This window comes from Pseudomonas sp. D3-27, assembly GCF_051132165.1.
Lineage (GTDB): Bacteria > Pseudomonadota > Gammaproteobacteria > Pseudomonadales > Pseudomonadaceae > Aquipseudomonas.
Window position 1 is genome coordinate 1495767 of sequence record NZ_CP071667.1, and the last position, 25805, is coordinate 1521571.

Genomic DNA, 25805 nt, shown 5'->3' on the forward strand with positions numbered 1-25805 from the left:
CATGCCCAAAGGCTGGTTGTTGCTTTCGCTCCTGCTGCTGACCCTGACGGCCCGCGCCGAAGTCTGGCCTGGCGAACAATGGCCGACCGGCCAGGCCTCGAGTGGGCCGGCCATCGAAGCCTTGGCGCATTACGCTTTTGCACCCAGGGACGACGCCACCCGCCAAGGCATCCGCACCGACGCGCTGGTGGTTATCCAGGACGGTCGACTGGTCTACGAACGCTACGCCGGACCGACTGACGCACAGACCCCGCACCTGACCTGGTCCATCAGTAAAAGCCTGCTGGCGACGGTGTTCGGCGTCGCCTACGGTGAAAAACGCTTTGCCCTGGATGATCCAGCCGCCCAGTACTACCCGCCGCTCAAGCGACATCCGGACATGACCCTGGCCGATCTTTTTCATTGGGCGTCTGGCCTGGACTGGCAAGAAGACTATGAATACGCGCCACTCAATTCCTCGATCGTGGCGATGCTCTATACCCGTGGGCGCCACGACATGGCCGCGTTCACCGCCAGGCACGACAGCTTCAGCCCACCCGGGCAGGTGTTCCGTTATTCCAGCGGCGACAGCAATCTGCTGGCGGCAGCCCTGAAAAATATCGTCGGCCCGGCGCGTTATGCCGATTACCCCTGGACAGCCTTGTTCGAGCCGCTGGGCATCCGCCATGCGACCTGGGAAACCGACGCCAGCGGCACGTTTGTCGGTTCGTCCTATGCCTATCTCACCGCCCGGGACCTGGCGCGTGTCGGCCTGCTGATGCAACGCGATGGCCGTTGGGGCGATCGGCAATTGATTCCCAAGGATTGGATTGCCTTCAACCGCGAGCCTTTCGCTCGGTTTCAGGCGGGCCAGGACGAAGCCGTGCCTGGCGGACACTGGTGGCTCAATCGCGGCGCCGACCCGTCGATCCGACCGTGGCCCGACGCGCCGCCGGATACGTTCGCCGCCCTGGGCCATTGGGGCCAGGCGCTGTATGTCATCCCCAGCGCCAGGCTGGTGATCGTGCGCTACGGCGATGACCGCGACGGCACCTATCGCCACAACGAGCTGCTCAAGCGTGCCATGGCGGCCTTCGCCGGGACGGTGCAACCATGAAGCGCAGGATAGTGCTCATTCTTTTGTCGATGTTGCTTGTTGGCCTGTTCGGTTGGGGCTGGCAGGAGCGGGTGGCCTTGCGGGCGTTCCCCGACATCATCAGCGCCTATACCGCGAAGGAATACTGCTCGTGCCGCTATGTGATGCGGCAACCTGCCGACTATTGCCGCGGCTATGTGAAGCAGTCGGTGCCGATCAGCGATTTCCTCGAGACCGTCGAAGCAAAACGCATCACAGTCAGCGGCTTGGGGCGTAGCCACAGTGCGCGGTGGATGGGGGAGCGGGAAGGCTGTCGGTTAGAACCCTGAATGCTGTTTCAGCGATGCCTTTTGTGGCGAGGGGGCTTGCTCCCGCTCGAGTGCGCAGCGCTCGCAAATCCTTCAGTCAATCGCGACTTGGGGCTGCTTCACAGCCCAGCGGGAGCAAGCTCCCTCGCCACTGGGTTATGTTGGCAGCAGCGATGTTGTGAAACAGACAGTTTGCAAGCGCCCTCGGCCCGGTTAAGGTTCGCCACAGGTTTATCTGCCCCCCGAGTCTGTATGTTCAAGCGGTTATTTTCTCGCGCTGTCACCACCTTGCTCCTGGCCTGCGCCACGCTGCCGGCCCAGGCCGACTGGTACCTGGATGGTGAGTCATCGCGACTGTCCTTTATCAGCAGCAAAAACGGCAATGTCTCCGAAGTCCAGCGTTTCCTGGTGCTTCATGGGCAGGTCCAGCCCAAGGGCCAGGCACGGTTGGAGGTCGAACTCGAATCCATCAACAGCGGTATCCCCCTGCGGGACGAGCGCATGCGCGCCGAGTTGTTCGATATCAAGCAATTCGCCGAAGCCACCATCACCGCGCAGCTCGACCTGATGCCGATCCAGGACCTGGCCAACGGCGCGCAACTGGAACTGCGCCTGCCGGTGACCGTGGACCTGCATGGCAAGCAGCATGAGTACAACGTCCAACTGCTGGCGACTCGCCTGGATGAGCGGCGTTTTCAGGTCGTGACCCTGGAACCGGTGGTGCTCAACGCGGCGGATTTCGACCTGGCGCCGGGGTTGGAGAAGCTGCGCGACCTGGCCGGATTGTCGACCATCAGCCTGTCGGTGCCGGTGAGTGCGGTGCTGATTTTCACGGCGCGCTGACATGAGCGGCCCGGTCTTTCCCTGGCGTGAAGGCAATCGCTTCGAGCTGTTGATCGACGGCCCGCAATTTTTCCCGCGCATGCTGGTGGAAATCGCCCGCGCCCAGGAACAGGTCGAACTGGAGTTGTACCTGGTGGAAGCGGGCGCTTGCGCCGAGGCGATGGTCCAGGCCCTTGTCCAGGCGGCCGAGCGCGGGGTGCGCGTGCGCTGTCTGTTCGATGACTATGGCAGCCTGGCGTTTACCTTGGGCCTGCGCAATCGCCTCATCCAGGCGGGCGTGGAGCTGCGGTTCTACAATCGCCTGAGTTGGCGGCGTTGGGTGCGCAATCTCTACCGCGATCACCGCAAGTTGCTGTTGGTCGACCAACGCTTGGCGGTGGTGGGCGGTACCGGGGTCACCGACGAATTCTGGAACCCTTCGGACGACCGAAGCGATTGGCACGAAGTGATGGTGGAAATCGTCGGCCCGCTGGTGCTGGACTGGCAGTTGCTGTTCGATCGCCAATGGCTTGCCAACCGCCATCGACGGGCCTGGAAACCGGCGTCCAATTTCGGCCTGCCCCGTCTGCCTCGCGTCCCGCCGGTGGGCGAAGGCATGGGCCGGGTCGCCTATGCCGACGCCCGCCAGCACCGCGACATCCTGCAGTCGCTATCCCGGGCATTGAACAGCGGCCAGAAACGCATCTGGATGGCCACGCCATACTTTTTGCCGACCTGGAACGTGCGCCGCTCCTTGCGCAAGGCCGCGGCGCGAGGCATCGACGTGCGGCTGCTGCTGACGGGCCCGCGCACGGATCATCCATCGGTGCGATACGCAGGCCATCGCTATTACCCACGGTTGCTCAAGGCAGGGGTGAAAATCTACGAATACCAGCCCTGCTTCCTGCACTTGAAAATGGTGCTGGTGGACGATTGGGTCAGCATTGGCTCATGCAATTTCGATCATTGGAACCTGCGCTTCAACCTCGAAGCCAACCTGGAAGCACTGGACTCTGGGCTGAGCAAGGCCGTGGCCGCCAGTTTTGAACGGGACTTCGAGCAGAGCCTGCAAGTGAGCCTCGACACCTGGCAGCGCCGGCCATTGTGGAAGCGCTTCAAGCAAAGGGTGTGGGGGTTGGTGGATCGGGTGGTGGTGAATCTGCTGGATCGGCGGGGCTAACCATCCACCGTAAAACCAATGTGGGAGCGAGCTTGCTCGCGATGGCGGCCTGACAGTCGATGATGCGGTGACTGATGGGGCCTCATCGCGAGCAAGCTCGCTCCCACAAAGGTATTGCAGTGTCGTTGGATCAGAGCAACTCAAAACTCTGCTGCTTCACGTCCTGGGAATCCAGGCCGATCTGCACGTTGAACTTGCCTGGCTCTGCCGCGTACTTGAGCTGCGCGTTGAAGAACTTCAGGTCGTCTTCGGTGATGTCGAAGTGGATGACCTTCTTCTCGCCGGCCTTGAGCATGACCTTGCGGAAGTTTTTCAGCTCCTTCACCGGACGGATGATCGAGCCGGTAACGTCCTGGATGTACAGCTGCACCACGGTTTCGCCGTCACGATCGCCGGTGTTTTCCAGAGTGATGCTGGCGTCGAGCTTGCCGGTCTTGTTCAGCGTGGTGGACGACAGGGCCATGTCCGACAGGCTGAACGTCGTGTAGCTCAGCCCATAGCCGAACGGGTAGAGCGGGCCGGTGGTGTCGTCGAAGTACTGCGAGGTGTAGTTGCCTGGCTTGCCCGGCGTGAACGGCCGACCAATGCTCAGGTGGTTGTAGTAGGTCGGAATCTGCCCGACCGAGCGTGGGAACGTGATCGGCAGCTTGCCCGACGGGTTGTAGTCGCCGAACAGCACGTCCGCGATGGCGTTGCCGCCTTCGGTACCGCTGAACCAGGTTTCCAGGATCGCATCGGCCTGCTGTTTTTCTTCCAGCAACGACAGCGGGCGGCCATTCATCAACACCAGCACCAACGGCTTGCCGGTGGCCTTCAGGGCCTTGATCAGCTCGCGCTGGCTGGCGGGGATGTTCAGTTCGGTACGGCTCGACGATTCATGGGACATGCCACGGGACTCGCCCACGGCGGCGACGACTACGTCCGCTTCTTTCGCGGCTTTCACCGCTTCATCGATCAGCACTTGGGCCGGACGCGGATCGTCCACCACTTCCGGGGCATCGAAGTTTAGGAAGTTCAGGTAGTCGAGCACCTTCTTGTCGCCCGTGATGTTGGCGCCACGGGCATAGATCAGCTTCGACTCACCGCCCAATGCGCGGGCCATGCCGTCATACACCGTGACCGACAACGCCGGGCGCCCGGCGGCGGCCCAACTGCCCATCATGTCGATCGGCGCCTTGGCCAGCGGGCCGACCAGGGCGATCTTCGCGGTTTTCTTCAAGGGCAGGGTCTGGTTGCGGTTTTCCAGCAGCACCAGGCTGCGGCGCGCCACGTCACGGGCATCGGCGCGGTGCATGCGGTTGTCGGCATAGACATCGGCCGGGTCGTCCTCGGCCTTGCCGATACGCAGGTACGGATCCTTGAACAAGCCCATGTCGTACTTGGCGGCCAGCACTTCACGCACCGCGTTGTCGAGGTCGCTCTGCTCGATCTCGCCCGCCTTGAGCAGCCCTGGCAGCTCCTTGCCATAGAGCGAGTCGTTCATGCTCATGTCGATGCCGGCCTTGATCGCTAGCCTGGCCGCTTCGCGACCGTCCCGAGCGACGCCATGCTTGATCAGCTCGAAAATCGCGCCATGGTCACTGACGGCCAGGCCCTTGAAGCCCCATTCCTTGCGCAGCAGGTCGTGCATCAGCCATGTGTTCGCGGTGGCCGGTACGCCGTTGATGGAATTCAGCGCGACCATCACCCCGCCCGCGCCGGCGTCGATGGCGGCGCGATAGGGCGGCAGGTAGTCCTGGTACATTTTCACCGGGCTCATGTCCACGGTGTTGTAGTCCCGGCCGCCTTCCACGGCGCCGTACAGGGCGAAGTGCTTGACGCTGGCCATGATGCTGTCGGCGGCGTTGGCGCCGGTGCCCTGGAACGCCTTGACCATCACCCCGGCAATGCGCGACACCAGATAAGTGTCTTCGCCGAAGCCTTCGGAGGTCCGGCCCCAGCGTGGATCGCGGGAGATATCGACCATGGGCGCGAAGGTGATGTCGATGCTGTCGGCCGCTGCTTCCTTGGCCGCGATGCGGCCGGAGCGGTAGATGGCGTCCATGTCCCAGCTCGAGGCCAGGGCCAGGGGAATCGGGAAAATGGTGCGATGGCCATGAATCACGTCATAGGCGAAGAACATCGGGATCTTCAGCCGGCTGCGCATGGCCGCGTCCTGCATCGGACGGTTCTCATCGCGGGTAATGGAGTTGAATGTGCCTCCGATGTTGCCGGCGGCGATTTCCTTGCGGATCATCTCCCGGGGCATCTCCGGGCCGATGCTGATCAGGCGCAGCTGGCCGATCTTTTCCTCGAGGGTCATTTGCTTCATCAGGCTGCTGATGAAAGCGTCCTTGTTCTCTATGGGGGCTGGCAGGTTGTCGGCTAATACGGATTGACTGGCCAGACTGACAAACAGGCCCAGCAAACACAGCTTCTTCATGAATAGTTTTCTCGCAAGCCTAAAGGGCGGTGATCAGGACACGCCGGTCAGCCTAAATGTGAGGAACGGCTATTGTTGTTCGGGTGTTATCCAGTTAAATGCAGCACACTTTCGAACCTGTGCCGATGAACTTAGTTTCGCACTGCGCATCTTTTAGCCCATAGACCCGATTCGATCCAGTGCGGCGGCGATTATGCCCCAGACGCCGGTAAGATAGGTGGCGGTGTTTTCTTAATGCAATACAAGGGAGAGCTTCACCCGATGATTCGACGACTGAACCACCGCAGCGCGCTGCAAATGCTGGCCCTGATGCTGTTCACCACGCTGCTGGCCGGTTGCGGCATCAACAACATCCCGACCCTGGACGAGCAGGCAAAGGCGGCCTGGGGCCAGGTGCAGAACCAATACCAGCGCCGCGCCGACCTGATTCCCAACCTGGTGGAGACCGTCAAGGGTTATGCCCAGCATGAGCAGGAAACCTTGACGGCGGTGATCGAAGCCCGGGCCAAGGCCACGTCCATTCAGGTCGATGCCAGCACCCTGGACAACCCGGAAAAACTCAAGCAGTTCCAGCAGGCCCAGGACCAGTTGAGTGGCGCATTGAGCCGCCTGATGATGGTATCCGAGCGCTACCCGGACCTGAAGGCCAACCAGAACTTCCTGGCCTTGCAATCGCAACTCGAAGGCACCGAGAACCGCATCGCCGTGGCGCGTCGTGATTTCATCCTGGCCGTGCAGAAATACAACACAGAGATTCGTACCTTCCCGGGTCGCCTGTGGCACAGCGTGATGTACAGCGATCTGCCAGTTCGCGATACTTTCGAGGCCACCAGCCCGAATGCCGAAAAAGCGCCTGAAGTGAAGTTCTGATGGAGCAGCCTCAAGTTCTGAGCGGCAAGCTGCAAGCTCAGGTAACGCGTACGGCTTTCGGCTTGAGGCTTGCTGCTCGAAGCTTGAAGCTGTTCGTGCTGTTGCTCTGGGCTTTTGCAGCCACGGCCCAGGCAGAATTGAGCTTCCCGGCGCTGACCGGGCGGGTGGTGGACACCGCCCAGTTGCTCGACCCATCGGTGCGCACGCAACTCGATGCGCAACTCAAGGCCCATGAACAGGCCACCGGCGAGCAGGTGGTTGTCGTTACGCTGGCGAACCTTCAAGGCGCCAGCATCGAAGACTTCGGTTATCAATTGGGGCGCCATTGGGGCATCGGGCAAAAGGATAAAAACAACGGCGCGCTGCTGATCGTCGCCCGCGATGACCGTAAACTGCGCATCGAAGTGGGTTACGGGCTGGAAGATCGCCTGACCGACGCCCAGAGTTCGGTGATCATCAACCAGGTGATCACCCCGGCGTTCAAGACGGGCAACTTCAACAAGGGCATCAGTGACGGTGTGGCGGCGATGCTCGTGGTGTTGGGTGGCAACCCCCTCGATGAACCGGCTGCGGCATACAGCGCGGGCAGTGCGGACGAGGGCGATTTCGTCGAGCGCCACCCAGGCTTGTTCATCTTCCTCGCGATGCTTTTCATCCTGACGATTTTCGTTTGCCAAGTGCTCGGTATCCTGCCCAGCGGAGGGGGCTCCGGCGCAAGTTATAGAGGCGGAGGAGGCGGCTTCGGCGGCGGTGGTGGCGGTGGCTTCAGCGGTGGTGGCGGCAGTTTCGGCGGCGGCGGTTCGTCCGGCGGCTGGTGAGAATAACAATGAGCGGGCATTTTCAAACATGGCATTACTGACTGAACACGAACAGCGCAAAGTGGCCGAGGCGATCGCTCGGGTCGAGCGCGACACCGACGCCGAACTGGTCACGGTGCTCGCCGCCCGCGCCGATGACTACGCCTATATCCCCTTGCTCTGGGCCAGCCTGCTGGCGCTGGTGGTGCCGGGCATCCTGCATTACGTGACGGGATGGCTGAGCGTGCATAGCCTGTTGTGGGTGCAATGGGGTGGTTTCATCGTGCTGTGCCTGATGTTTCGCATTCCTGCCGTCACCACGCACCTCATTCCTCGCTCGGTACGCCACTGGCGGGCTTCCAACCTGGCGCGCCGGCAATTCCTCGAACAGAACCTGCATCACACCGTAGGCAGCACCGGCATGCTCATTTTCGTCTGCGAGGCCGAGCGGTATGTGGAAATCCTGGTGGACGAGGGTATTTCCAAGCGACTCGACAACAGCCATTGGGATGCCATTGTCGGTACGTTCACCCAGCAGGTTCGCCAGGGCCAGACGTTGCAAGGTTTTGTGGCGTGCATCGAGGCTTGCGGCGAATTGCTCAAGGAGCACGTGCCGGTGACCCATGCGCGTAATGAGCTGCCGAATCGGTTGGTGGTGTTGGGCTGATTGGCTGCCGGCCACCATGGCGAAGGCGCCTTGTGGGGAGGGAGCTTGCTGCCGCTGGACCGCGAAGCGGTCCCCATCGATTCCAGGGTCAGGCAACGGGCTCGCACATCGACGACTGCTTCGCAGCCGAGCGGGAGCAAGCTCCCTCGCCACAAAAGCGCGCTGCCACCTAGATTGCGCTGCGCATTTCGCACCGTTGGGGAAATTCCCCGTGCCCCCGCATCCGATCCCCCCTAAAATACCCGTCATTCCCGATCCGCCCGCCCCGAGGCCGCTTTTCCATGTCCGTCACCGCAACTCCCACCCGTCCCGGGCCGGATCACCACGCACAGTTCATCGAGCTTTTGCAAACCAGTCTCGAACAAAACGCGTTCATCAAGCTGGTGCTGGCCAAGTACGTCGGTGACGAAAGCGATCTGCAGCGGCTGATCGTCAAGCAACTGACCGTCAAGGACCAGCCGTGCCTGTCCTTTGTCTATCGCTACAAGACCCGCGACATCACCAAGAATTTTTCGCTGGCCGAAGGCGTGGATGCCATCGCCACGCTGTTGCCGACTTCGTTCAAGAATGCTCACTTGTTGGCGATTACCGACGAGGCGCAGTTGGAATACAGCAAGAAAGGCAAGAGCTCGCTGTTCAAGAGCAAGCCGCAGCAACTGCGGGAAGTACCGTCCGCCGGGCACAACCGCGAGAAAAACCGCTTCCTCGACCTGAATCGGCCCTTTTTGGCCGACCTGGGGGTGACCAACCATAAGCACGAATTGATCCCGGCCATGTCGCGCAAGTGGAAGCAGATCAACAAGTTCATCGAAGTGTTCAGCCACGCGCTGACATCTTCGCCATTGGCCTTGGACAAGCCGGTGCGAGTCTCGGATTTCGGCTCGGGCAAGGGCTACCTGACCTTCGCCATCCATGATTACTTGCGCAACACCTTGCAGGCCGAAGGCGTGGTGACGGGTGTCGAGCTGCGCGAAGACATGGTCAAGCTGTGCAATGAAGCCGCGGCACGACTGGAGCATCCGGGCCTGAGTTTCCAGCACGGTGACGTGCGCACCGTGGCGCCGAGCGCGGTGGATGTGATGATCGCCTTGCACGCCTGCGACATCGCCACCGATTACGCTATCCACATGGGCATCCGCTCGGGCGCCTCGATCATCATGTGCTCACCGTGCTGCCACAAGCAGATCCGCCTGCAAATCCAGAGCCCGGCGCTGCTCAAGCCGATGTTGCAATATGGCCTGCACCTGGGCCAGCAGGCGGAAATGGTCACCGACAGTTTGCGGGCGTTGTTCCTCGAAGCCTGCGGCTATGAGACCAAGGTGTTCGAGTTCATTTCCCTGGACCACACCAACAAGAACAAGATGATCCTGGCGGTCAAACGCCCCGAACCGGTGGAGCCTACCGAACTGCTGGCCAGGATCGACGAACTCAAGGCGTTCTACCACATTACCGAGCACTGCCTCGAAACGCTGCTGCGGGCGGATGGTTACCTGGCCTGACAAACCGATCTGAACCCTGTGGGAGCGAGCCTGCTCGCGAAGAACGATAACGCGGAATATCTGACAAACCGCGCTGCCTGATTCGCGAGCCTGCTCGCTCCCACCCATCAAGTGGTGCAGTCTGTCAGTTAATGGCGGGCTGTCGTTACAGCGGTCTACCTTTAATGCGTCCACTCTCACGCATTCCAAAGGAGCCCATTCCATGGCCGCCAAGAAAATCCTCATGCTGGTCGGCGATTACGTCGAAGATTACGAAGTCATGGTGCCGTTTCAGGCCCTGCAGATGATCGGCCACACCGTCCATGCCGTGTGCCCGGATAAAACGACCGGGCAGTCTGTCCGCACGGCGATTCATGACTTCGAGGGCGACCAGACCTACAGCGAAAAACCGGGACATCTGTTCGCCCTCAACCATGACTTCGCCAGCGTCGAGGCGGCCGACTACGATGCGTTGCTGGTGCCAGGCGGTCGCGCTCCGGAATACTTGCGGCTGAATGAAAAAGTCTTGCAACTGGTGCGCGATTTTGACTTGGCGGGCAAGCCGATCGCGGCGGTGTGCCACGGGGCGCAATTGCTGGCGGCGGCGGGCATCCTGGAGGGGCGCGAGTGCAGCGCCTATCCGGCCTGTGCCCCGGAAGTGCGCTTGGCCGGCGGGACGTTCATCGACATCCCGGTGACCGAAGGCCATGTCCAGGGCAACCTCGCCACGGCACCGGCCTGGCCGGCGCACCCGAGCTGGCTGGCGGGGTTCCTGACGTTGCTCGGTACGGCGATTACCCTATAGGGCGCCGGGCCAATCGGAGCGGTCTAGACCTCCACCGGCACCGACAGCTTCGGATCGCCCAGTGGATGGCTCTTGGCATCGAAGAAACGCAGCTCTGTGTCCAAACCCTGGAACAGCTTGGCGTAATGCCGTTTCTGGTGCTGGATGAACGCCTGGCTGCGTGGGTAGATCGAGATGGCGACGGTCTTCGGCGCGGCTTGGCGCAAGGCATCGACAATGTGGCTGTCCTGCTCGCCCAGGGCGTGGCCGAACAGGCACAGATTGTCGTGGTGGTGCAGCAGTTGGTCGTAGCAGAACGACAGATAGTCGCTGCTGCGAATCGTTTTGAGTTTGTCCTGGCTCGGCCCTTCGCTGACCAACAACGGCACATCGTCGAGGGTCTTGATGGTGTTGTTGATGGCGAAGCTGCCCAGCAGCGTGCCTTCGGTGGAGGTGAGCTTGCGTGCCGTGCCGTCCTGGTTGCGCACCAGGTGCAGGCCACCGTGCAGGTACAAGAGACGGGGTTTGTCGAGGTGGGCCTGGCTCAGGTCAAAGCTGTGGTCGGCCCCCAGGAACAGATCGGTGAGGGTTTCGGGCGCTTGTTGGATCGCCCAATAGCTCAGCAGATCGTAGTTGGTGGTAAACACCGTACGGTAGCTACCCAGTTCCTGATTGAGGTTCTCCAGGGTCGACGGTTGTACCAACCGCCAAGGAATATGCACCGCATGTACGGTGTTGATCAGCGCTTCCTTGATCGCGTAATAACGATTGCGCGGCGCCGCGGAGCTGACGGCCAAGGCCTTGTTGACCCGACTGGTGGTTTTCAGCGCCCCCAGCACTTGTTCGAAACTGCGTGTCTGCAGCGCGTCGAACACGCTCAGTTCCGACGCGCTCAAGGGTTTTTCCTCGACGGTGCGGGCGTTCTCGAACAACGAGTCATAGCCGAAATCATCCCACACGGCGCGGCTGGCGCCATTGCCCACCAACAAGCCGCTGAAGGCGATGTCGGCGCGCAAGGTCTCCCAATCTTCGAGCCGGGCGTCGTATTCCTGGAAATCGGTCATCGCGAAAATCATCTCAAAACGTGGCTAAGGCAGGGCGTGACTTTATCACGACCCAGTCTTGAGCCAGATCGAGATGCGTTTTGAACAGTCGATTTCCTGTGTTTTTACCGACCCGGTCCATTTGGCGTGAACCTGGCGCACAGCGTCGCCGCCGTCGCCAATAACATGCATAAAACCGCGAGTGGCCACGCCTGTTGGCTTAGCAAGAGGCTGGCAATCGCGCCGATCATAGACGCCATCAGCTGGTGCAGGAAACCGCTCAACGCCATGGCGTAAGCACCGGCGATCGGCGAGCCTTCGTTTGCCAGCGACAGGCTGATTGGATAATTCAACGACTGGCCGAACACCGCGAAGCAGTATGGCAACCAGAACAAAAGCGCGACGCTGCTCAGTGAAACGCTTCCTGCCAGCATGGTCGCGCTGCCACCCAGGACCAGGGCAATGCCCCAACCCATCAGCCGGCGCTGGCCCGTGCGCAGCACAAAGGCATTGACCGCGAGCGCGCCCAGCAAGTACGCGCCGCTGATCGGCCAGCCCAACAGCCCATACTCGATGGCAGACCAGTGAAAGCCCTGTTGCAGGATCAGCGGCGCGGCGGTGTTGAAGGCGATGATCACGCCATAACCCAACCCGCCCGCCAACGCAGGCAACAGAAAACCACGATGCTGGAGTATCCGTACGTAGATCCCCCAAGCCGACTGTCCATTGCTGTTTTCGGCAAGTACCGGGAACGCCGCCGTGGACACCGCGGCGGCCATGACCAGGCTGGCCGCGCCCAATCCGAGAAAAATCGCCTCCCATCCAAACGCAGCCTGGATCAGTGAGCCGAGGTACTGGCCGATGCCGAGGGCAACCACGAAGGCGATCGATATCCAGGACAAGGCCTTGGCCAGCTGGTCGCCGCTGAAGCTGTCACGGATCAGCACCCTCGCCATCACCGAAATACCGCTGGCGCCGACGCCCTGGACCAACCTGAACGCCAGGAACGTTTCTATCGTCGTACCCAACGGCAGCGCCAGGTTTGCGAGGCCGTACAGCGTCAATGCCGCCAACAGCACCGGTTTGCGTCCAAGACGCTGGCTCAGGCTGCCCCACATCAGCATCGGCAAGGCCATGCCGACCAGGTACACCGACAACCCCCACGACACTCGGGATGCATCGGCGCTCAGAGCCTGGGCGATATCCGGCAGGGCTGGCAGATAGATGCTCATGCCCAGCTGTGCCAGGAAGACCGTGGTGCAGGTGACGATCAGTGTTGTACGGTTTTTCATCAAGGGCTCGTTTCAAGGACGGATATCACGGCCGTGGGCCACCAAAAGACTGGTCAGCTGTTCGCAGAACAAACGAATCACGTCCGGCTCCATGTCGGCGCGCAGGGTGATGCGGATCGCGGCCTTGTCTTGCGGCACCACGGGGAAAAAGACCGCTGAAGTGAAATACCCCAGGTCGGCCAACTCCACCGCCAGGCGGGTAGCCAGGGCTGCCTCACCGCAGCGCACCAGGCGGATTGCCATGGGGCTTGCATACTGTTCGGTGCGGATGAGGCTGTCGAAAAAACGGATATTAGCCTGCAAACGTTCTTGCAAGGCGTGGAATTCTCGACTGCGATGCAAGCGGATCGAGGCCATGCCGGCGCCGATAGCCGCCGAATTGAGGCTCTGCGACCAGTTGGCGGGGCCGCCGTAACGCTGCACCAGCGTCTTGTGCCGCTCGCTGCCGAACATGGCCAGCCCGCCACTGGCCCCGAAGGACTTGGCCAGCGAGGCGACGATCAGGGTTCGCTCATCCAAGGCGTGGATCCGTGAGCGTACCCGACCGATGCCGCAGGGCCCCACGGTAGACACGGCATGGGAATCGTCCAAATAAAGGAACAGACCATAGCGCTGTTTGAGGTACAACAAACTGTCCAGGTCCGCCATGCCGCCCATGCTGTAGGCACCGTCCGTCACGTAGGCCACGTTGCCCTGGCGTTTGCAGACGTCCTCAAGAAAATCCATGTCGTTGTGTGGGCAGGTGAGGACCTGGGTTTCATCCGCACAAGCGGCCTTGATATGGTTCATCGAGTAGTGGGCGTGCTTGTCGAACACCATCACCGGCGGGCGGTTTTTCGTCAGCGCGCCGCTGGCCAGCAGCGGCAGGATTCCCGCACTCGCCGCACTGCAGGACAACGCACTGAGGCAGCTGGCGCCGAACAACTCCGACAGCTGGGTTTCGTATTGGTCCAGGATTGCCAGCCGGCTGCGGTTTCTGGAATTGGCGACACGCAGTGTTCCTGTTTCCCACAGCGTGGTCATGGCGCCATCCAGCAAGGCGGGGTGGTAATCCAGGCCCAGGTACGACGTGGTGCAAAAGTGATGCAAGGTGCGACCATATTGGTCGATGAGCACGTTGGGAGACTGGACCTCGACGTTCAGTCCAGCGATCTTTCCGTTTTCGGCGTTCTGCCAGTCCCGGTCCGCCAGGGAAATGATTTTGCGATAGTTACTGAAGTGCTGAGTGGGCTGCGCAATCTGGTTCATGGCGTGAATACATTCCTTGGTTAGCGTTGCTGTCCGTGGGGCTTGTGTGTCCAGACTTTACAGACCGATGGGCGGGGCTTTGAATCGGCTGATTCCGGCGTGTTTGAGTGTTACCGGAGACTTCTGCGTAGGACCCTGCCTAGGACCTTGGCCGGGAAATCCATTTGCCATGTCGGAGCAGCTTCCTCGCCTCTGAGCCCGGGGCGTTTGCTATCCTCAGGCGTCTGGGCACCCCGCGTGTCGATACCCTGCGCTATCCTCATCGGTACCGTGGGGGGCGCGTCGGCTTTGCATGCTCCGTCGGCGTCATGAACGGGGGCGACCCGGTTCGCCCATTGCTTGATTACCCGGATGGCTTGCGCGTCATGGACACCCGAAACTCCACGCCGTTGGCCAGTTACCTCGACCTGCTGCTCGATGCCGTCTGCGCCGTCGATGTCCAGGGACGCTTCGTATTCGTCAGCGCCGCCTGCGAGCGTATTTTCGGCTATACCCCCCAGGAACTGATCGGTCGGTCGATGATCGAGCTGGTTCATCCCGCCGATCGCCAACGGACCCTCGAGGCGGCGCGGGAGATCATGGGGGGCGAGCCCAAGCTCAATTTCGAAAACCGCTATCTGCGCAAGGACGGTGGCGTGGTGCACATCTTGTGGTCGGCGCGCTGGTCGGAGGCTGACCAGCTTCGGATCGCCGTGGCTCGCGACATCACCGAGCGCAAGCAGGCGGAATCCAGGCAGGCCGCGTTATATGCAATTTCCGAGGCGGCCCATGCCGCCGCCGACTTGCTGGCATTATTCAAGCGTATCCACCTCATCATTGGCGAGTGGTTGCCGGCGCTGAATTTCTCGGTGGCGTTGTATGACGAGCAGTGCGCACAGCTCAACTTTGCCTATCACGTCGACGATCGAGAACGACAGCCCGAGCTGCCTGGCACGGCTATCGGGCGCTTGTGCGCCGAAGTGGTACGCAGCGGCCAGCCGATCCTGCTCACGCCCGGTTGCAGCTCGTCGCCCGTGGAATTCTGCGACCTCGTGGCGAAGCCTGATGCGCCTTGCTGGCTGGGTGTACCGCTGAATTCGCAAGGCAGTACGATCGGCGCATTGATCGTCAAGAGTGCTCCGGACAGTGGTCGCTATACGGAGCAGGACAAGGAATTGCTGCAATACGTCTGCGCCCAGATCACCCTCGCCATCGAGCGCCAACAACTGCACGCCCGGCTTCAGCACATGGCGCAGTACGACCAACTGACCCAGGTACCCAACCGTGAGTTGCTGCGGGATCGGTTCAAGGCCGCGTTGGCCACGGCCCGTGTTGTTTCCGGACGGATGGCGTTGTTGTACATCGACCTGGATCGTTTCAAGCAAGTCAACGACACCTACGGCCATGGCGTCGGCGATATGCTGCTGCAAGCGGTCGCCAGCCGATTGAAGGGGTGCATACGTGACGCCGACACCGTCGCGCGCATCGGTGGCGATGAGTTCGTCGTGTTGCTCCATAGCGTCCACAGCGTGGAAGATGCCGGCAGGGTACAGGAGAAAATTCGTCTCGCATTGGCCCAACCTCTGCGGCTGGACGGCCACTGTCTCAGCATCGAGCCGAGCATCGGTCTGGCCTGTTTTCCTGACCACGGGACCGAAGACGTAACGCTGTTCCGCCATGCCGATGAGGCGATGTACGCAGCCAAGCGCCACAGTCATAGGGCTTTCGGCATTTGAATACGCGCCACCGTTCGTCGTGGCGTGAGCGTTTTTTCCAAACCTTGAATCCCAGGTCACTTCAAATGAATACGGGGCAAGCGTGCCCATCATTCTTTGTTTACGGAGGGTTGGACTATGGGCGGATCAAGCAACATTTATCCGGGAAACATTGCCCACGATCGAACGAAGGTGTCCGAAGCGGGTCGCAAAAGTGGGAGAACCACCATCGCGAGTGTCGATAAAAGTCCGCTGAAAGCCGAGATTGGCCGCAGGCCGGGCGGGACGTCTCGCTGAATGTTCAACGGTGGTTCTGATTTCTGCGGCGCAAAATCCCGTCGCAATATCTTTCAGAGGAGGGCGCGACCATGAGCCGGATGGCCACCTTTTTACGCACCACCAGTGTTGTTGTACTGATGGGCCTGGGTGCCAACAGTGCGTGGGCCCAGTCACCTGTCGAATTCATCAACGATGCATCCGCCAAAGGCATGGCCGACATCGAAGCCAGCCGCGAGGCACATTCGAAGGCGGAGTCACGGGAGGTCAAGGATTACACCATCATGGTGATCAACGACCGCACCACCGCCAACCAACATCTGGCGAAGATCGCCAAGAAACTCGACTTGCCTGTCGCGCCGCGGGAAGTAGTGGCGGACAAAGCGAAGACTCTGCAGCCGCAAGTCGCCGAGGGCGAGTCGTTTGAAGCGGCGTATGCCGCCAGCCAGGTCAAGGCCACTGAGGACGCCATCGCGCAGATCCAGCAGCAGGCCCAGACCACTGACGTGCCGGAGATCAAGGCATTCGCCGACGAAACCCTGCCTAAATTGCAGACGCACCTTGAAATGGCCAGGGCCCTGCAAGCCAGCCGTTGATCTTCGCTGCACCTGTGTCAATTCCAGGGCCGGGGCGCCAACGTCCCGGCTTGTTTTGCCCGCTGAAAAGGAGAACCTCGATGTCTACACGCCGAGAACCCAACCAATACGCGATGCAGAATCCGCTGACCCAATACCCGCGTCCGGAATTTCCCGACCAGCCGCAGTCACCCCCTGGCATTGATCAGGATATGGAACCGCAACCGGATCATGGTGAAAAAAGCTATCAAGGTTTTGGTCGCCTGGAGGGGCGCAAGGCCTTGATCACGGGCGGCGATTCGGGGATTGGTCGCGCCGCTGCCATCGCCTACGCCCGGGAAGGGGCTGATGTCGCGATCAATTATCTGCCCAGCGAAGAGCGCGATGCACAACAAGTCATCGAACTGATCAAGGCTGAGGGCCGCAAGGCCATCGCCATACCAGGCGACCTGAAGGATGAGGCGTTCTGTGTCCAGATGGTGAAGATGGCGCAGCAGCAACTCGATGGCCTGGATATCCTGGTGAATGTCGCCGGTAAGCAGGAGGCGCAAAAAGACATTGCCGACATCACCACCGCGCAATTCGATGACACCATGAAGACCAACATCTATGCGATGTTCTGGATCTGCAAGGCGGCTGTTCCGCTGATGCCAGCTGGGGCAACCATCATCAATACCGCCTCTATCCAATCCTACGATCCGTCCGCGACGCTGCTGGACTACGCCACCACCAAAGCGGCAATCGTGGCGTTTACCAAGGCGCTGGCCGGGCAAGTCATCAGCAAGGGCATTCGTGTCAATGCAGTCGCGCCGGGTCCAATCTGGACCGTGCTGCAACCCAGCGGCGGACAACCTAGGGAGAAGATTCCTACGTTCGGCTCCCAGGTTCCGATGAAACGTCCGGGCCAACCCGCTGAATGCGCGCCGCTTTATGTACTGCTCGCTTCCCAGGAGTCGAGCTATATCACCGGGGAAGTATTTGGCGTGACGGGAGGCAACCCGTTGCCCTGATGCCCAAGGGAGTGCGCGAGTGGCATGGGCCCCTCGCGCATCAGTATCAGCATTGGTTCAGGTCTACCTTTTTTTCCTGTTCGACGCCATCAAGGCTCTTGGCGTCGACCTTGCCCATGTCCTGATACCGCTTCCTCAACGCTTCAAGTTGTTTGAGATCAAGCGACTCGAGACCGAGCATTGCGTTCTGCGCGTCCTTGGACGCCCGAAGCAATTCATCCACTTTCAGGTGCAGGATATCCGTATCGCGGTTCTGCGTATTCTGGATGAGGAACACCATCAGGAAGGTGATGATCGTGGTCGAGGTGTTGATGATCAGTTGCCAGGTATCGTTGAAACCGAACAAAGGTCCGCTGGCAGCCCAGAGCACCAACAGCACGATGGCCCCTAGGAAGGTCTTGGGGCTCCCGGCCCAGAGGGATAGTTTTTGAGCGATTTTGGCGAACGTCATTGCTGTGTTTCCTTTTGGGATGCACCTGTCTGGTGAGACAGCAACGAGGCGGTGAAAATTCTACTTACATTTCAATCGCAAGGTCCCTTACGTTCATCGTGCAGCACGATGACAGTCGCAACCATTGCCGCTGCCACGGGTCACTCATGAAAGCCCTCAGCATTGGAGTACATCATGAATATCGCCCGCACCCTTTGCCTCGCCTGCTGCCTGTTCGCTTTGCAAGGCTGCTTCGACAACTCGGGTAACGAGACCAAGGACAACACCGACGGCAGCAAGTCTTCGGTGCAGATGCAGGAGTCCAAGTCGGAGAGCAAGTAGAATCGGTGAAACGGTGGGAGCGAGCTTGCTCGTGATGGCTCTGTGTCAGACAACCTGATATCGCTGACCCTACGCCATCGCGAGCAAGCTCGCTCACACCGGTTCGTGTTTCGTCAGTGATTGCTCATCGCCCTTGCTGCAGCACCTTCAGCGCTGCCGATGCGAGGAAGCCGGAGCGGCTCTTCTCTTCGGGATGGTGCAATACATATTCATCGATCCGGTTGAGCAGGTAGCCGGGTAACGTGATGTTGAGTTTCTGCGCCTTGCCCAGGTACTTGGTCACATCGATGTCCACCAGCGCCCAGGTGCAACCGGCGTATTGTGGGTTGGCTGCGTGCAGGGTAACGGTGTTGGCCGATGGAATGGGCGAACCGTCTTCGGCCAGAATCTCGAAATGACCCTCGATGGCCTCCCGCGCCATCGCCATGGCCTCGTCCAGGTCGTCACCTGCGGAAAAACAACCGGGAATATCCGGCACTTCCACACCCCAGGCGTGCTTGTCATCGCCCATGGAAATCGCAATTGGGTAAAGCATTCAATCGTCCTCTGGAAAAGCGCGGCAACCAGGCGTCTGGAGGAGGGCCTGTTGCAAGATACTGATAGCCGTCTTCTTGAGCAGGTCCTTCTTGGGATGAGGAACCGTAACCAGCCCCGGTTTGGTTGGGTGTTTGAAGTGATGGTGACTGCCTCGGATACGCACCAGATACCAACCATCCGCAACAATTTGGCTTATCAAAAATCGGCTGTTCACAACACCTCCCTGTGGTGTCATCGGTAAGTACTATACCTACTGAAGAAAAATGATCAACACCATAACCACCATTGAGGACGGTTGGGGCTGGCGAGCTCTTTGCTTGGAGTCTAGGAGCAGCGTCACGCTAGGGTGGGAAAGGGCGGGTTGGCTTTATTTCGGGATGTGAGACGGGGTGGTTGATATTGACGTGGCGAGGGAGCTTGCTGCCGCTGGGCTGCGGAGCAGCCCTGGTTTTTCAGCGTATCCGCTACAAATCCATAGGACTCACGACTGCTGCACAAACGTCAGCCGGACCGCAAAACCGATCAGCAAACCACCAAACACCCACCGCTGCACGCGCTGGGCCGAAGGCGAGCGTTGGAGCCATCGCCCAAGCGCTACACCGATCAATGCATAAGCGCTGTCGAACAGCAGGCCAACGCCGACCAGTACTACACCCAATATCGCGAATTGTCCCAACACAGGCCCGTCCTGTGGATCGATGAATTGCGGGAGCAATACCGAGCAGAACAGCAACGCCTTGGGGTTGAGCAAATTCGTCAACAGACCGCGCCGGATCGCCTGATGCCATTGCCGCTTCTCGATTTCAGCGGCGGCTCCTTCGAAGCGGGGCAACAACGTCGTCCGCAAACATTGAAACCCGATCCAGGCCAGATAAGCAGCCCCGGCCAGGCGCACCGCATCAAACGTCCACGGCGCCGTCTTGAACAATACCGAAAGGCCCATCGCTGCCAGCGCGACATGACATGCCCGGGCGACGCCCAATCCCAGCGCCGTTGCCAATGCCACGCCTTTGCCCTGTCGAGCGCCGGTTTGCAGCACCAGGATCATGTCCGGCCCAGGCAGTAGATACGCCACCGTCAATGCCATGAAAAACAACCAGAGCCCTGTCATTGCAAGCCCTCCGCATTCTGTAGATTGGAGACGCCAGTCTAGGGTCGAAGGGCAGGGCAGGTGGTTGCGTAGTCAGCTTCTAAAGCTCTTGAAATTGGCATAACCTGCCACTTAATCGAATGATTGAAACGGATAATGCCAAATTATGAAATTGGATACGTTCGACCGCAAAATCCTGACGGCACTGCAACGGGACGGTAGGCTGAGCAACGTGCAACTGGCCGAAGAAATCGGCTTGTCTCCCTCACCCTGTCTGCGTCGCGTGCGGATGCTTGAAGAGGCGGGGGTGATTCGCGGTTATCAAGCCATCCTGGATCGCGATGAAGTGGGACTTGGGATGACGATTTTCGTTGGCATCAAGGTCGAACGGCACACCGACGAGCGAGCCGAGGCTTTCCGTCAGGCGGTGACCGCGCTGCCCGAAGTGATCTCGGCGTTCCTGGTGTCCGGTGAGTCCGACTTCCTGCTGCAAGTGGTGGTGCCTGACCTGCGAGCCTATGACCGTTTTGTCACGGGCAAGCTGCTGAAGTTGCCAGGGGTCAGTGATATTCGCAGCAATTTCGCGATCAACACGGTGAAGGCGCCGGGGCCGTTGCCGTTGGGGCATTTGGGTGGGGATTGAGGCGGTTGTCTGTCGTAAGCAACTTGCTGTTTTATGTCGACGAACCAAGCGCTGATCATCCGCCGCCTTACCGCCCTTATGGAAAACAATAAATGACTGGCGTAAGCGTCAGGACAGCAACCCCACAAACCCCAGACCAAAAAAACCGGCCACCAAGAGCCGGTTTTTTCAATCTCCCGTCAAAAACCACCACGACGCGAGATCAGAATTCGATTGGAGCGGGTGAAGGGAATCGAACCCTCGTTATCAGCTTGGGAAGCTGGAGTAATGCCATTATACGACACCCGCTCAGAGCGGCTGACTTTGTACCAGATGTCGCCTTGGATTTGAAGTTTTTCTTTCCGGCCGGTCAGGTCATCCGTCTGCGCAAGCCTTAAAGCAGAGCGGTCGTCGCGGGCAAGCCTCGTTGTGGGAGGCTCGCTCGCGATGACTTTTTTCAGATAGCCAGTGCATGGTAGTCCTGCACATAGCTGTAGCGCGGTCGGCTTTCGTGGCGGGTCGGCTTGAGGAAGCCCAGCAACGCGTCGCGGCTGTCGCGGCAGGCGGCTTTGTGTTCCATGTCCAGGAAGTGCCCGGTCGCTTGCAACGTGGTGAAGCTGCTGTGCTGGACGTGGTCGGCGAAGAGCCTGGCGTCGGTTGCCGAGGTGTACTCGTCCCATTCGCCGTTCAGGAACAGCACCGGAACGTTGACCTTCCTGGCTGCGTTGACGTAGCACTGTTGGTCGCTGTGAAGCACGTCGTTGATGTGAAAGTGCATCTGTCCGTATTCATGCTCGGCCAGGTTGCTGACGTGGCGATAGTTGAAGCGCTTGAACAGGGGCGGCAGGTGCTTGCCGATGGTGCTGTTGACCAAATGTCCAACACGGTCGCCGTCCAGGCTGCTGAGGTAGTCGACACCGCGTTCCAGGTAGTCGCGCATCGGCATGTTGAGCACCGGTGAGAACGAGCTGATGACGGCTTTTTCGATGCGCCGCGGGCGGTGGGCCAGTGCCGTCAGCGCGGCCGCGCCGCCCCACGAAAAGGACAGCACGTGTTCGGCGGCGAAGTGGTCGATCAACTCCAGGAGGATCTGCCCTTCGATTTCCTTCGTGAGCATTTTCTCGTGACGGTTATGGGCCTTGGACTTGCCCGCGTAGGGCTGGTCGTACAGCACGACGTTGAATTGCGGGTAGAGGTTCTTGGCGGTCTGGGCAAACGACGCGGTGGTGGCCATCGAGCCGTTGACCAGGATGATGGTCTTTTGCGCGGCGTCTGCGCGATAGAACTCCGTGTAAACCCGATACTGACCCTGTATATCCAGCACAGCGATTTCTGGCCTCATGTCATAAGACTCCTGGCAAGCGGGTATGCGCGCAATGAGATTGCACGGGCAATGTGACAGGTAGGCATACGCCTGGAAGATAAGGCCCATGTCGATCCATGACATTCGGTCGACGGGTATTGTTATGGCGGGCAGTTTGCCGGAGGGATGGGGCGGAACCTGGGGGCTCCAGCCGGCAAAAAGTTTCTTAGAGGTATGAGGTGACTCGTCGGTCACATTTCGGCCGACGGTTTGATTCAAGCAGGGGGTCGAGCGTTGCGCAAGTGCTCTTTGAAAATTGTCCGGCACTTCTGCCCAGCGGTCGTTGACTCAGACCAGGCAGATCTCCTCGGGGCCAAGGGCACGGTAGCGACCGGGCTCGAGATCCGAGTCCAGCACCAGGGGGCCCATGCTCTCGCGGTGCAGGCGCAGCACCTTGTTATTGAAGTGACCGAACATGCGCTTGACCTGGTGGTAGCGACCTTCAACGATGCTCAATCGCGCGGACTTCGGCCCTAGCAGCGTCAGTTGCGCCGGTTGCGTGGTCAGGTCTTCGAATCCGAAATACAGGCCTTTGGCAAAGGTGGGGGCGTACTCGGCGGTGAGGGGCTGCTCGGTCTCGACGTAGTAGACCTTCGCCAGTTTGGTTTGCGGTTGGGTCAGGCGCCGCGACCAACTGCCGTCGTTGGTGATCAGCATCAGCCCGGTGGTGTTGAAATCCAGGCGGCCGGCGATGTGCAAGTCGTCCTTGTCCGGCTCGTCCAGTAGATCGAGCACGGTGCGGTGCTGTGGATCGCGGGTGGCACTGACGCAGCCAGGCGGCTTGTGCAGCATGAAGTACCGCGCGGGTCGGCCTGCTTGCAATACGTCACCATCGACTTCGACGTGGCTGAACTCGCGCACCGGCGCGTGTGGGTCGGTGACGGTCTGGCCATCGATACGCACCCGACGCCCCACCAGGAGCAGGCGGACCTGCTGCCGATTGAAACGCGGCAGATTACTGAGGAAACGGTCAACGCGCATGGGACGTTCAGGCCAGGAAGCGGGGGCGCAATATTACGCGATCGGTCGCGGATTGGCGCGCAGTTGGTCGTCGACCTGAGCGCACCGTGGGCACAGGCAGGATCTGTTCCGTAGCTCGGCCGGCAATGCCAGGAGCACAGCCGGGTCGATGCTGACGCCATAGCACCAGCAGGCGCGGTCGGCGGTCCTCGGATCGGCGAGGGTGCAGTCGTTGGCGCCGCCGCAGGCCGGGCAATGGTCAGGTTCATTCATAGCTGGAGTGAGGCATTTCCACGCAGGTTCGGTTGCTGCCGGTTTGTCGGGCGCGTTGCAGCGCATGATCGGCTCGGGACAGCAGGCTATGCAAGGTGTCTTTGTCCTGCAAGGTGGTCAGGCCGATGCTGACGGTGACCTGCAATTGTTTCCCGCTGCAAAAGTAGCGCTGCAACTCGATGCGCTGGCGAATTTTCTCAGCGATTTTCAGACCGTTCTGTCCATCGGTGTCCTTGAGTAGCATGACGAAGGCGTCTGTGCCCCACCGACACACGATGTCCGAGTGCCGCAATGTGTCGGTCAGGTCGTGGGCGAAACCGCTCAGCAATTGGTCGCTGACGACATGGCCGTGGGTGGCATCCAGTTGTTTGAAAGCATCCACCTCCAGCAACAACGCGCTCAAGGGCTTGGGTTCTCGCTGGGCTTCGTGCAGCGCTTGCACCGCCAGCAGGTCGAAGCCCCGGCGATTGGGCAGTTCCGTCAGCCCATCCAGAATCGCTTGGGCGTCGATCCGGCGTTGGAAACTGGCGATCAGCCGATAAAGCATGACGAACACCGTCACCGTGACCAGTAGGCCAATCAGGAGGTTGACGTACAACGCCTTGAGGATGTTGTCCTTGAGTGACGTGTTGGCGGCGTAATAAGCCAACAGCGAAGTCAGCAGGAAGGCGGCACCCAGCAAAACGGCGAGCATCAGCACCGGTGAGCGCTGGGAATACAGCGGCGAACGAAGCGACATGGCGATTCCTCAGGAGTGACCCGATGGAATCAGTTTAGTGGCCTTGTGAGAAAAGGAGCCCCTGGATTTGCGATTTGTGAAACGGTGGCGAGGGAGCGGACTCCCTCGCCACCGGTTCATCGCGATTCCAGGGTTCGCAAATAAGCCCGCCATCCGCCCAAATGGCTGATGTCCTGTGCGCCGTCCAGGCCATACGGCTCGCAGATGAAACCGCTTTCCCAGCGCCCGTCGGCCAATTGCACCTTGCCCAACCCAAGCGGTGCGGGGATACCGGTCAGGAACGAGCCCAGTTCACTGGTTGGCAGATCCCAGATCTCCACCTCGATCGCCATGCCTCCCTCGCCAACCCGAAGCATGCCGGGGCGCATTGGCGGGCCGCCGGCGAGGGCATAGAGCCGATAATCCGGCGAGCTTTGGCTGACCTCGACCAGCCGGGCCCCACGCTGCTTGAGTTGCCAATTCAACGCTAAACCCTCCAGGTGCGCGCCGCACACCACCAGCCGAGCCCGATCATGGCGCGCAGGATTGGCGGGGGTTGGCAAGTCATCCAGTTGCTGACGCTGCAAGGCGTCGGCCACGCCCAGCAGGTATTGATCGGTGAAGGCCCGGCCGAACAACGTCACGCCCCAAGGCAAACCGCTGGCCATGAAGGCGCTGGGCACGGCGACGGCGGCGTAGTCCAGCAGGTTCATGAAGTTGGTGTAATAACCCAGTTCAGCGTTGCGCTGCAGCGGTTCGGCAGCGAGTTCGGCGAGGCTCACCGGGCGCCCGATGGTGGGGGTGAGCACGCAGTCGAGGGCTTCCATCGTTCGGTCGCACTGGGCCTTGAGCGCTTGCAAACGGTACTGGGCGCGGAATGTTTCTACACCCGTTACGGTAGGCGCTTTCGCCAGCACGGCGCGGATGACCGGCAGTACCGCGCTGGAGTCGCGCTCGATCAGGTCCCCGGCAACGCTGTAGCGCTCGGCGACCCAAGGTCCCTCATACAGCAAGCGCGCCGCTTCGAGGAAGGGCGACAGGTCCAGCTCGACGACTTCGCCGCCCAGACGTTCGAGTCGCTCAATGGCGTCGCGGAACAACCGTGGGCCTTCGTCGCAGCCAAAAAATTCCAGGTCTTGCCAGCGAGGCACACCGAAACGAAAGCGCCGTGGCGCGCCGAACGCCGAGCCGTCGTTCCATTGCGGGTTGCGGCGGCTGTATTCGTCGCGCGGGTCGAAATGCGCGGTCAATGCCAACAGCTGGCTGGCTTCCCGCGCCGTCGCGGTGAAGGTCGTCACGCAGTCCAGCGTACGGCAGGCCGGCACCACGCCGGCGGTGGAAACCAAACCTTTGGTGGCTTTCAGCCCGACCAGATTGTTCAGCGCCGCGGGCACCCGGCCGGAGCCCGCGGTGTCGGTGCCCAAGGCAAAGCTTGCCACACCCAGGGCCACCGCCAGCGGCGAGCCGGCACTCGAGCCACCCGCCGGATAATCCGCCAGCACGCTGTTGCGGCAGGCACCGTAGGGGGTGCGGGTGCCGTTGAGCCCGGTGGCGAACTGATCGAGGTTGGTCTTGCCCAGGGGAACAGCGCCCAACGCCAGCAACTGCTCGACCACCGTGGCCGAACGTTGCGGTACGTAGGCAAACGCCGGGCAGGCGGCCGTGGTGGGAATGCCGGCCAGGTCAATGTTGTCCTTGATGGCGAACGGCACGCCATACAACGGCAAGCTGTCCAGGTCGCGACTTTCCAGGGCCGCCAGATAAGGCTCCAGTTCCTCGGGCGACAGCAGGTGAATGAACAGGTGGTAGTCCGGGTTGAGCGCAGCGGCTTTTTCCCGCAGGGCCAGCAGCAACTGGCGGGGTGTCGTTTCCCCTTTGCGATAGGCGTCGCGAAGGTTGTCCAGGCGCAGAGAAAGGTTCATCGCGTTA

Annotated in this window: 26 protein-coding genes, 1 tRNA gene and 1 pseudogene; 14 read left to right on the forward strand and 14 right to left on the reverse strand. The window is 60.6% G+C overall.

Annotated features, from left to right (window positions below):
- Position 1 precedes the first annotated feature (1 nt).
- From J3P92_RS07070 to J3P92_RS07085, 4 genes are all read left to right on the forward strand, one after another.
- Complete coding sequence (locus tag J3P92_RS07070) at positions 2–1096, forward strand: serine hydrolase domain-containing protein (protein WP_434650177.1); 1095 nt, start codon at positions 2–4, stop codon at positions 1094–1096.
- Positions 1093–1404, forward strand: a complete 312-nt coding sequence (locus J3P92_RS07075; RefSeq protein WP_434610043.1) for an amidase — start codon at positions 1093–1095, stop codon at positions 1402–1404. Before J3P92_RS07070 ends, J3P92_RS07075 begins: the two co-directional genes overlap by 4 nt.
- A 231-nt stretch (positions 1405–1635) precedes the next feature.
- A complete protein-coding gene (locus tag J3P92_RS07080; protein ID WP_420766750.1) occupies positions 1636–2226 on the forward strand; it encodes a YceI family protein in 591 nt (196 codons plus the stop codon).
- Between the two features lies 1 nt (position 2227).
- The gene (locus J3P92_RS07085; protein ID WP_434562748.1) at positions 2228–3385 is read left to right on the forward strand and encodes a phospholipase D-like domain-containing protein; all 1158 of its coding nucleotides are present in this window, start codon (positions 2228–2230) and stop codon (positions 3383–3385) included.
- Between the two features lie 130 nt (positions 3386–3515).
- Here J3P92_RS07085 and bglX read toward each other — a convergent pair whose 3' ends face one another.
- A complete protein-coding gene (gene bglX / locus J3P92_RS07090; RefSeq protein WP_420766748.1) occupies positions 3516–5807 on the reverse strand; it encodes a beta-glucosidase BglX in 2292 nt (763 codons plus the stop codon).
- Positions 5808–6068: 261 nt separating this feature from the next.
- On the opposite strand from bglX, the gene J3P92_RS07095 reads away from it, so the two are divergent.
- From J3P92_RS07095 to J3P92_RS07115, 5 genes are all read left to right on the forward strand, one after another.
- Positions 6069–6677: a LemA family protein gene (locus tag J3P92_RS07095; RefSeq protein WP_434650178.1), complete on the forward strand. Its 609-nt coding sequence runs from the start codon at positions 6069–6071 to the stop codon at positions 6675–6677.
- Positions 6677–7495: a TPM domain-containing protein gene (locus J3P92_RS07100; protein ID WP_434562750.1), complete on the forward strand. Its 819-nt coding sequence runs from the start codon at positions 6677–6679 to the stop codon at positions 7493–7495. Before J3P92_RS07095 ends, J3P92_RS07100 begins: the two co-directional genes overlap by 1 nt.
- Positions 7496–7523: 28 nt before the next feature.
- A complete protein-coding gene (locus tag J3P92_RS07105) occupies positions 7524–8141 on the forward strand; it encodes a TPM domain-containing protein (RefSeq protein ID WP_420766745.1) in 618 nt (205 codons plus the stop codon).
- Between the two features lie 281 nt (positions 8142–8422).
- A complete protein-coding gene (locus J3P92_RS07110) occupies positions 8423–9640 on the forward strand; it encodes a class I SAM-dependent methyltransferase (protein ID WP_434650179.1) in 1218 nt (405 codons plus the stop codon).
- A 202-nt stretch (positions 9641–9842) separates the two neighbouring features.
- The gene (locus J3P92_RS07115) at positions 9843–10424 is read left to right on the forward strand and encodes a DJ-1/PfpI family protein (protein WP_434650180.1); all 582 of its coding nucleotides are present in this window, start codon (positions 9843–9845) and stop codon (positions 10422–10424) included.
- A 23-nt stretch (positions 10425–10447) separates the two neighbouring features.
- Here J3P92_RS07115 and J3P92_RS07120 read toward each other — a convergent pair whose 3' ends face one another.
- The 3 genes from J3P92_RS07120 to J3P92_RS07130 form a co-directional block, all read right to left on the reverse strand.
- Positions 10448–11467, reverse strand: a complete 1020-nt coding sequence (locus tag J3P92_RS07120) for a DUF4917 family protein (RefSeq protein ID WP_434650182.1) — start codon at positions 11465–11467, stop codon at positions 10448–10450.
- Between the two features lie 104 nt (positions 11468–11571).
- Positions 11572–12738, reverse strand: coding sequence for an MFS transporter (locus J3P92_RS07125; protein WP_434610057.1), 1167 nt, complete (start codon positions 12736–12738; stop codon positions 11572–11574).
- A 12-nt stretch (positions 12739–12750) separates the two neighbouring features.
- On the reverse strand, positions 12751–13986 hold the full coding sequence (locus J3P92_RS07130) for an aminotransferase class I/II-fold pyridoxal phosphate-dependent enzyme (RefSeq protein WP_434650184.1): 1236 nt from the start codon (positions 13984–13986) through the stop codon (positions 12751–12753).
- Between the two features lie 365 nt (positions 13987–14351).
- Here J3P92_RS07130 and J3P92_RS07135 point away from each other — a divergent pair, with 365 nt between their 5' ends.
- The 3 genes from J3P92_RS07135 (at position 14352) to J3P92_RS07145 (ending at position 17541) form a co-directional block, all read left to right on the forward strand.
- Positions 14352–15701 carry a diguanylate cyclase domain-containing protein gene (locus tag J3P92_RS07135; protein WP_434650186.1) on the forward strand — a complete coding sequence of 450 codons (1350 nt, stop codon included), beginning with the start codon at positions 14352–14354 and terminating at the stop codon, positions 15699–15701.
- 347 nt (positions 15702–16048) lie between these two features.
- A complete protein-coding gene (locus tag J3P92_RS07140) occupies positions 16049–16552 on the forward strand; it encodes a DUF4142 domain-containing protein (RefSeq protein WP_420766738.1) in 504 nt (167 codons plus the stop codon).
- 80 nt (positions 16553–16632) lie between these two features.
- Complete coding sequence (locus J3P92_RS07145) at positions 16633–17541, forward strand: SDR family oxidoreductase (protein ID WP_420766737.1); 909 nt, start codon at positions 16633–16635, stop codon at positions 17539–17541.
- Positions 17542–17587: 46 nt separating this feature from the next.
- Here J3P92_RS07145 and J3P92_RS07150 read toward each other — a convergent pair whose 3' ends face one another.
- Positions 17588–17992, reverse strand: coding sequence for a low affinity iron permease family protein (locus tag J3P92_RS07150; RefSeq protein WP_420766736.1), 405 nt, complete (start codon positions 17990–17992; stop codon positions 17588–17590).
- A 174-nt stretch (positions 17993–18166) separates the two neighbouring features.
- Here J3P92_RS07150 and J3P92_RS07155 point away from each other — a divergent pair, with 174 nt between their 5' ends.
- On the forward strand, positions 18167–18313 hold the full coding sequence (locus tag J3P92_RS07155; RefSeq protein ID WP_434562766.1) for a hypothetical protein: 147 nt from the start codon (positions 18167–18169) through the stop codon (positions 18311–18313).
- 124 nt (positions 18314–18437) lie between these two features.
- Here J3P92_RS07155 and J3P92_RS07160 read toward each other — a convergent pair whose 3' ends face one another.
- The 3 genes from J3P92_RS07160 to J3P92_RS07170 all read right to left on the reverse strand — a co-directional run bounded on the left by J3P92_RS07160 (position 18438) and on the right by J3P92_RS07170 (position 19961).
- Positions 18438–18848 carry a type II toxin-antitoxin system HicB family antitoxin gene (locus tag J3P92_RS07160; protein WP_198797116.1) on the reverse strand — a complete coding sequence of 137 codons (411 nt, stop codon included), beginning with the start codon at positions 18846–18848 and terminating at the stop codon, positions 18438–18440.
- On the reverse strand, positions 18849–19064 hold the full coding sequence (locus J3P92_RS07165) for a type II toxin-antitoxin system HicA family toxin (RefSeq protein ID WP_420766734.1): 216 nt from the start codon (positions 19062–19064) through the stop codon (positions 18849–18851).
- Positions 19065–19331: 267 nt separating this feature from the next.
- Entirely contained in the window at positions 19332–19961 is a 630-nt protein-coding gene (locus J3P92_RS07170; RefSeq protein WP_420766733.1) for a LysE family translocator, read from the reverse strand.
- A gap of 145 nt (positions 19962–20106) precedes the next feature.
- On the opposite strand from J3P92_RS07170, the gene J3P92_RS07175 reads away from it, so the two are divergent.
- Positions 20107–20583 carry an Lrp/AsnC family transcriptional regulator gene (locus J3P92_RS07175; RefSeq protein WP_434650188.1) on the forward strand — a complete coding sequence of 159 codons (477 nt, stop codon included), beginning with the start codon at positions 20107–20109 and terminating at the stop codon, positions 20581–20583.
- Positions 20584–20797: 214 nt separating this feature from the next.
- On the opposite strand, the gene J3P92_RS07180 is transcribed toward J3P92_RS07175, so the two are convergent.
- The 6 genes and pseudogenes from J3P92_RS07180 to atzF form a co-directional block, all read right to left on the reverse strand.
- Positions 20798–20871: transfer RNA gene (locus tag J3P92_RS07180), tRNA-Gly, on the reverse strand.
- A gap of 148 nt (positions 20872–21019) precedes the next feature.
- Positions 21020–21904: an alpha/beta fold hydrolase gene (locus J3P92_RS07185; RefSeq protein ID WP_420766731.1), complete on the reverse strand. Its 885-nt coding sequence runs from the start codon at positions 21902–21904 to the stop codon at positions 21020–21022.
- Between the two features lie 309 nt (positions 21905–22213).
- Positions 22214–22906 carry a pseudouridine synthase gene (locus J3P92_RS07190; RefSeq protein ID WP_434650190.1) on the reverse strand — a complete coding sequence of 231 codons (693 nt, stop codon included), beginning with the start codon at positions 22904–22906 and terminating at the stop codon, positions 22214–22216.
- 33 nt (positions 22907–22939) lie between these two features.
- On the reverse strand, positions 22940–23158 hold the full coding sequence (locus tag J3P92_RS07195; RefSeq protein ID WP_434650192.1) for a cysteine-rich CWC family protein: 219 nt from the start codon (positions 23156–23158) through the stop codon (positions 22940–22942).
- Positions 23151–23768 (reverse strand): annotated as a pseudogene (locus J3P92_RS07200) (GGDEF domain-containing protein); the annotation flags it as partial. The pseudogene J3P92_RS07200 and the gene J3P92_RS07195, both read right to left, overlap by 8 nt.
- Positions 23769–24013: 245 nt before the next feature.
- Positions 24014–25798, reverse strand: a complete 1785-nt coding sequence (atzF, locus tag J3P92_RS07205; RefSeq protein WP_434650194.1) for an allophanate hydrolase — start codon at positions 25796–25798, stop codon at positions 24014–24016.
- Positions 25799–25805: the final 7 nt, after the last annotated feature.

What these genes read in the sequence shown, in the direction of transcription:
- J3P92_RS07070 (WP_434650177.1), top strand. Translation starts at nt 2, where the DNA reads ATGCCCAAAGGCTGGTTGTTGCTTTCGCTCCTGCTGCTGACCCTGACG.
- J3P92_RS07075 (WP_434610043.1), top strand. Translation starts at nt 1,093, where the DNA reads ATGAAGCGCAGGATAGTGCTCATTCTTTTGTCGATGTTGCTTGTTGGC.
- J3P92_RS07080 (WP_420766750.1), top strand. Translation starts at nt 1,636, where the DNA reads ATGTTCAAGCGGTTATTTTCTCGCGCTGTCACCACCTTGCTCCTGGCC.
- J3P92_RS07085 (WP_434562748.1), top strand. Translation starts at nt 2,228, where the DNA reads ATGAGCGGCCCGGTCTTTCCCTGGCGTGAAGGCAATCGCTTCGAGCTG.
- bglX (WP_420766748.1), bottom strand. Translation starts at nt 5,807, where the DNA reads ATGAAGAAGCTGTGTTTGCTGGGCCTGTTTGTCAGTCTGGCCAGTCAA.
- J3P92_RS07095 (WP_434650178.1), top strand. Translation starts at nt 6,069, where the DNA reads ATGATTCGACGACTGAACCACCGCAGCGCGCTGCAAATGCTGGCCCTG.
- J3P92_RS07100 (WP_434562750.1), top strand. Translation starts at nt 6,677, where the DNA reads ATGGAGCAGCCTCAAGTTCTGAGCGGCAAGCTGCAAGCTCAGGTAACG.
- J3P92_RS07105 (WP_420766745.1), top strand. Translation starts at nt 7,524, where the DNA reads ATGGCATTACTGACTGAACACGAACAGCGCAAAGTGGCCGAGGCGATC.
- J3P92_RS07110 (WP_434650179.1), top strand. Translation starts at nt 8,423, where the DNA reads ATGTCCGTCACCGCAACTCCCACCCGTCCCGGGCCGGATCACCACGCA.
- J3P92_RS07115 (WP_434650180.1), top strand. Translation starts at nt 9,843, where the DNA reads ATGGCCGCCAAGAAAATCCTCATGCTGGTCGGCGATTACGTCGAAGAT.
- J3P92_RS07120 (WP_434650182.1), bottom strand. Translation starts at nt 11,467, where the DNA reads ATGACCGATTTCCAGGAATACGACGCCCGGCTCGAAGATTGGGAGACC.
- J3P92_RS07125 (WP_434610057.1), bottom strand. Translation starts at nt 12,738, where the DNA reads ATGAAAAACCGTACAACACTGATCGTCACCTGCACCACGGTCTTCCTG.
- J3P92_RS07130 (WP_434650184.1), bottom strand. Translation starts at nt 13,986, where the DNA reads ATGAACCAGATTGCGCAGCCCACTCAGCACTTCAGTAACTATCGCAAA.
- J3P92_RS07135 (WP_434650186.1), top strand. Translation starts at nt 14,352, where the DNA reads ATGGACACCCGAAACTCCACGCCGTTGGCCAGTTACCTCGACCTGCTG.
- J3P92_RS07140 (WP_420766738.1), top strand. Translation starts at nt 16,049, where the DNA reads ATGAGCCGGATGGCCACCTTTTTACGCACCACCAGTGTTGTTGTACTG.
- J3P92_RS07145 (WP_420766737.1), top strand. Translation starts at nt 16,633, where the DNA reads ATGTCTACACGCCGAGAACCCAACCAATACGCGATGCAGAATCCGCTG.
- J3P92_RS07150 (WP_420766736.1), bottom strand. Translation starts at nt 17,992, where the DNA reads ATGACGTTCGCCAAAATCGCTCAAAAACTATCCCTCTGGGCCGGGAGC.
- J3P92_RS07155 (WP_434562766.1), top strand. Translation starts at nt 18,167, where the DNA reads ATGAATATCGCCCGCACCCTTTGCCTCGCCTGCTGCCTGTTCGCTTTG.
- J3P92_RS07160 (WP_198797116.1), bottom strand. Translation starts at nt 18,848, where the DNA reads ATGCTTTACCCAATTGCGATTTCCATGGGCGATGACAAGCACGCCTGG.
- J3P92_RS07170 (WP_420766733.1), bottom strand. Translation starts at nt 19,961, where the DNA reads ATGACAGGGCTCTGGTTGTTTTTCATGGCATTGACGGTGGCGTATCTA.
- J3P92_RS07175 (WP_434650188.1), top strand. Translation starts at nt 20,107, where the DNA reads ATGAAATTGGATACGTTCGACCGCAAAATCCTGACGGCACTGCAACGG.
- J3P92_RS07185 (WP_420766731.1), bottom strand. Translation starts at nt 21,904, where the DNA reads ATGAGGCCAGAAATCGCTGTGCTGGATATACAGGGTCAGTATCGGGTT.
- J3P92_RS07190 (WP_434650190.1), bottom strand. Translation starts at nt 22,906, where the DNA reads ATGCGCGTTGACCGTTTCCTCAGTAATCTGCCGCGTTTCAATCGGCAG.
- J3P92_RS07195 (WP_434650192.1), bottom strand. Translation starts at nt 23,158, where the DNA reads ATGAATGAACCTGACCATTGCCCGGCCTGCGGCGGCGCCAACGACTGC.
- atzF (WP_434650194.1), bottom strand. Translation starts at nt 25,798, where the DNA reads ATGAACCTTTCTCTGCGCCTGGACAACCTTCGCGACGCCTATCGCAAA.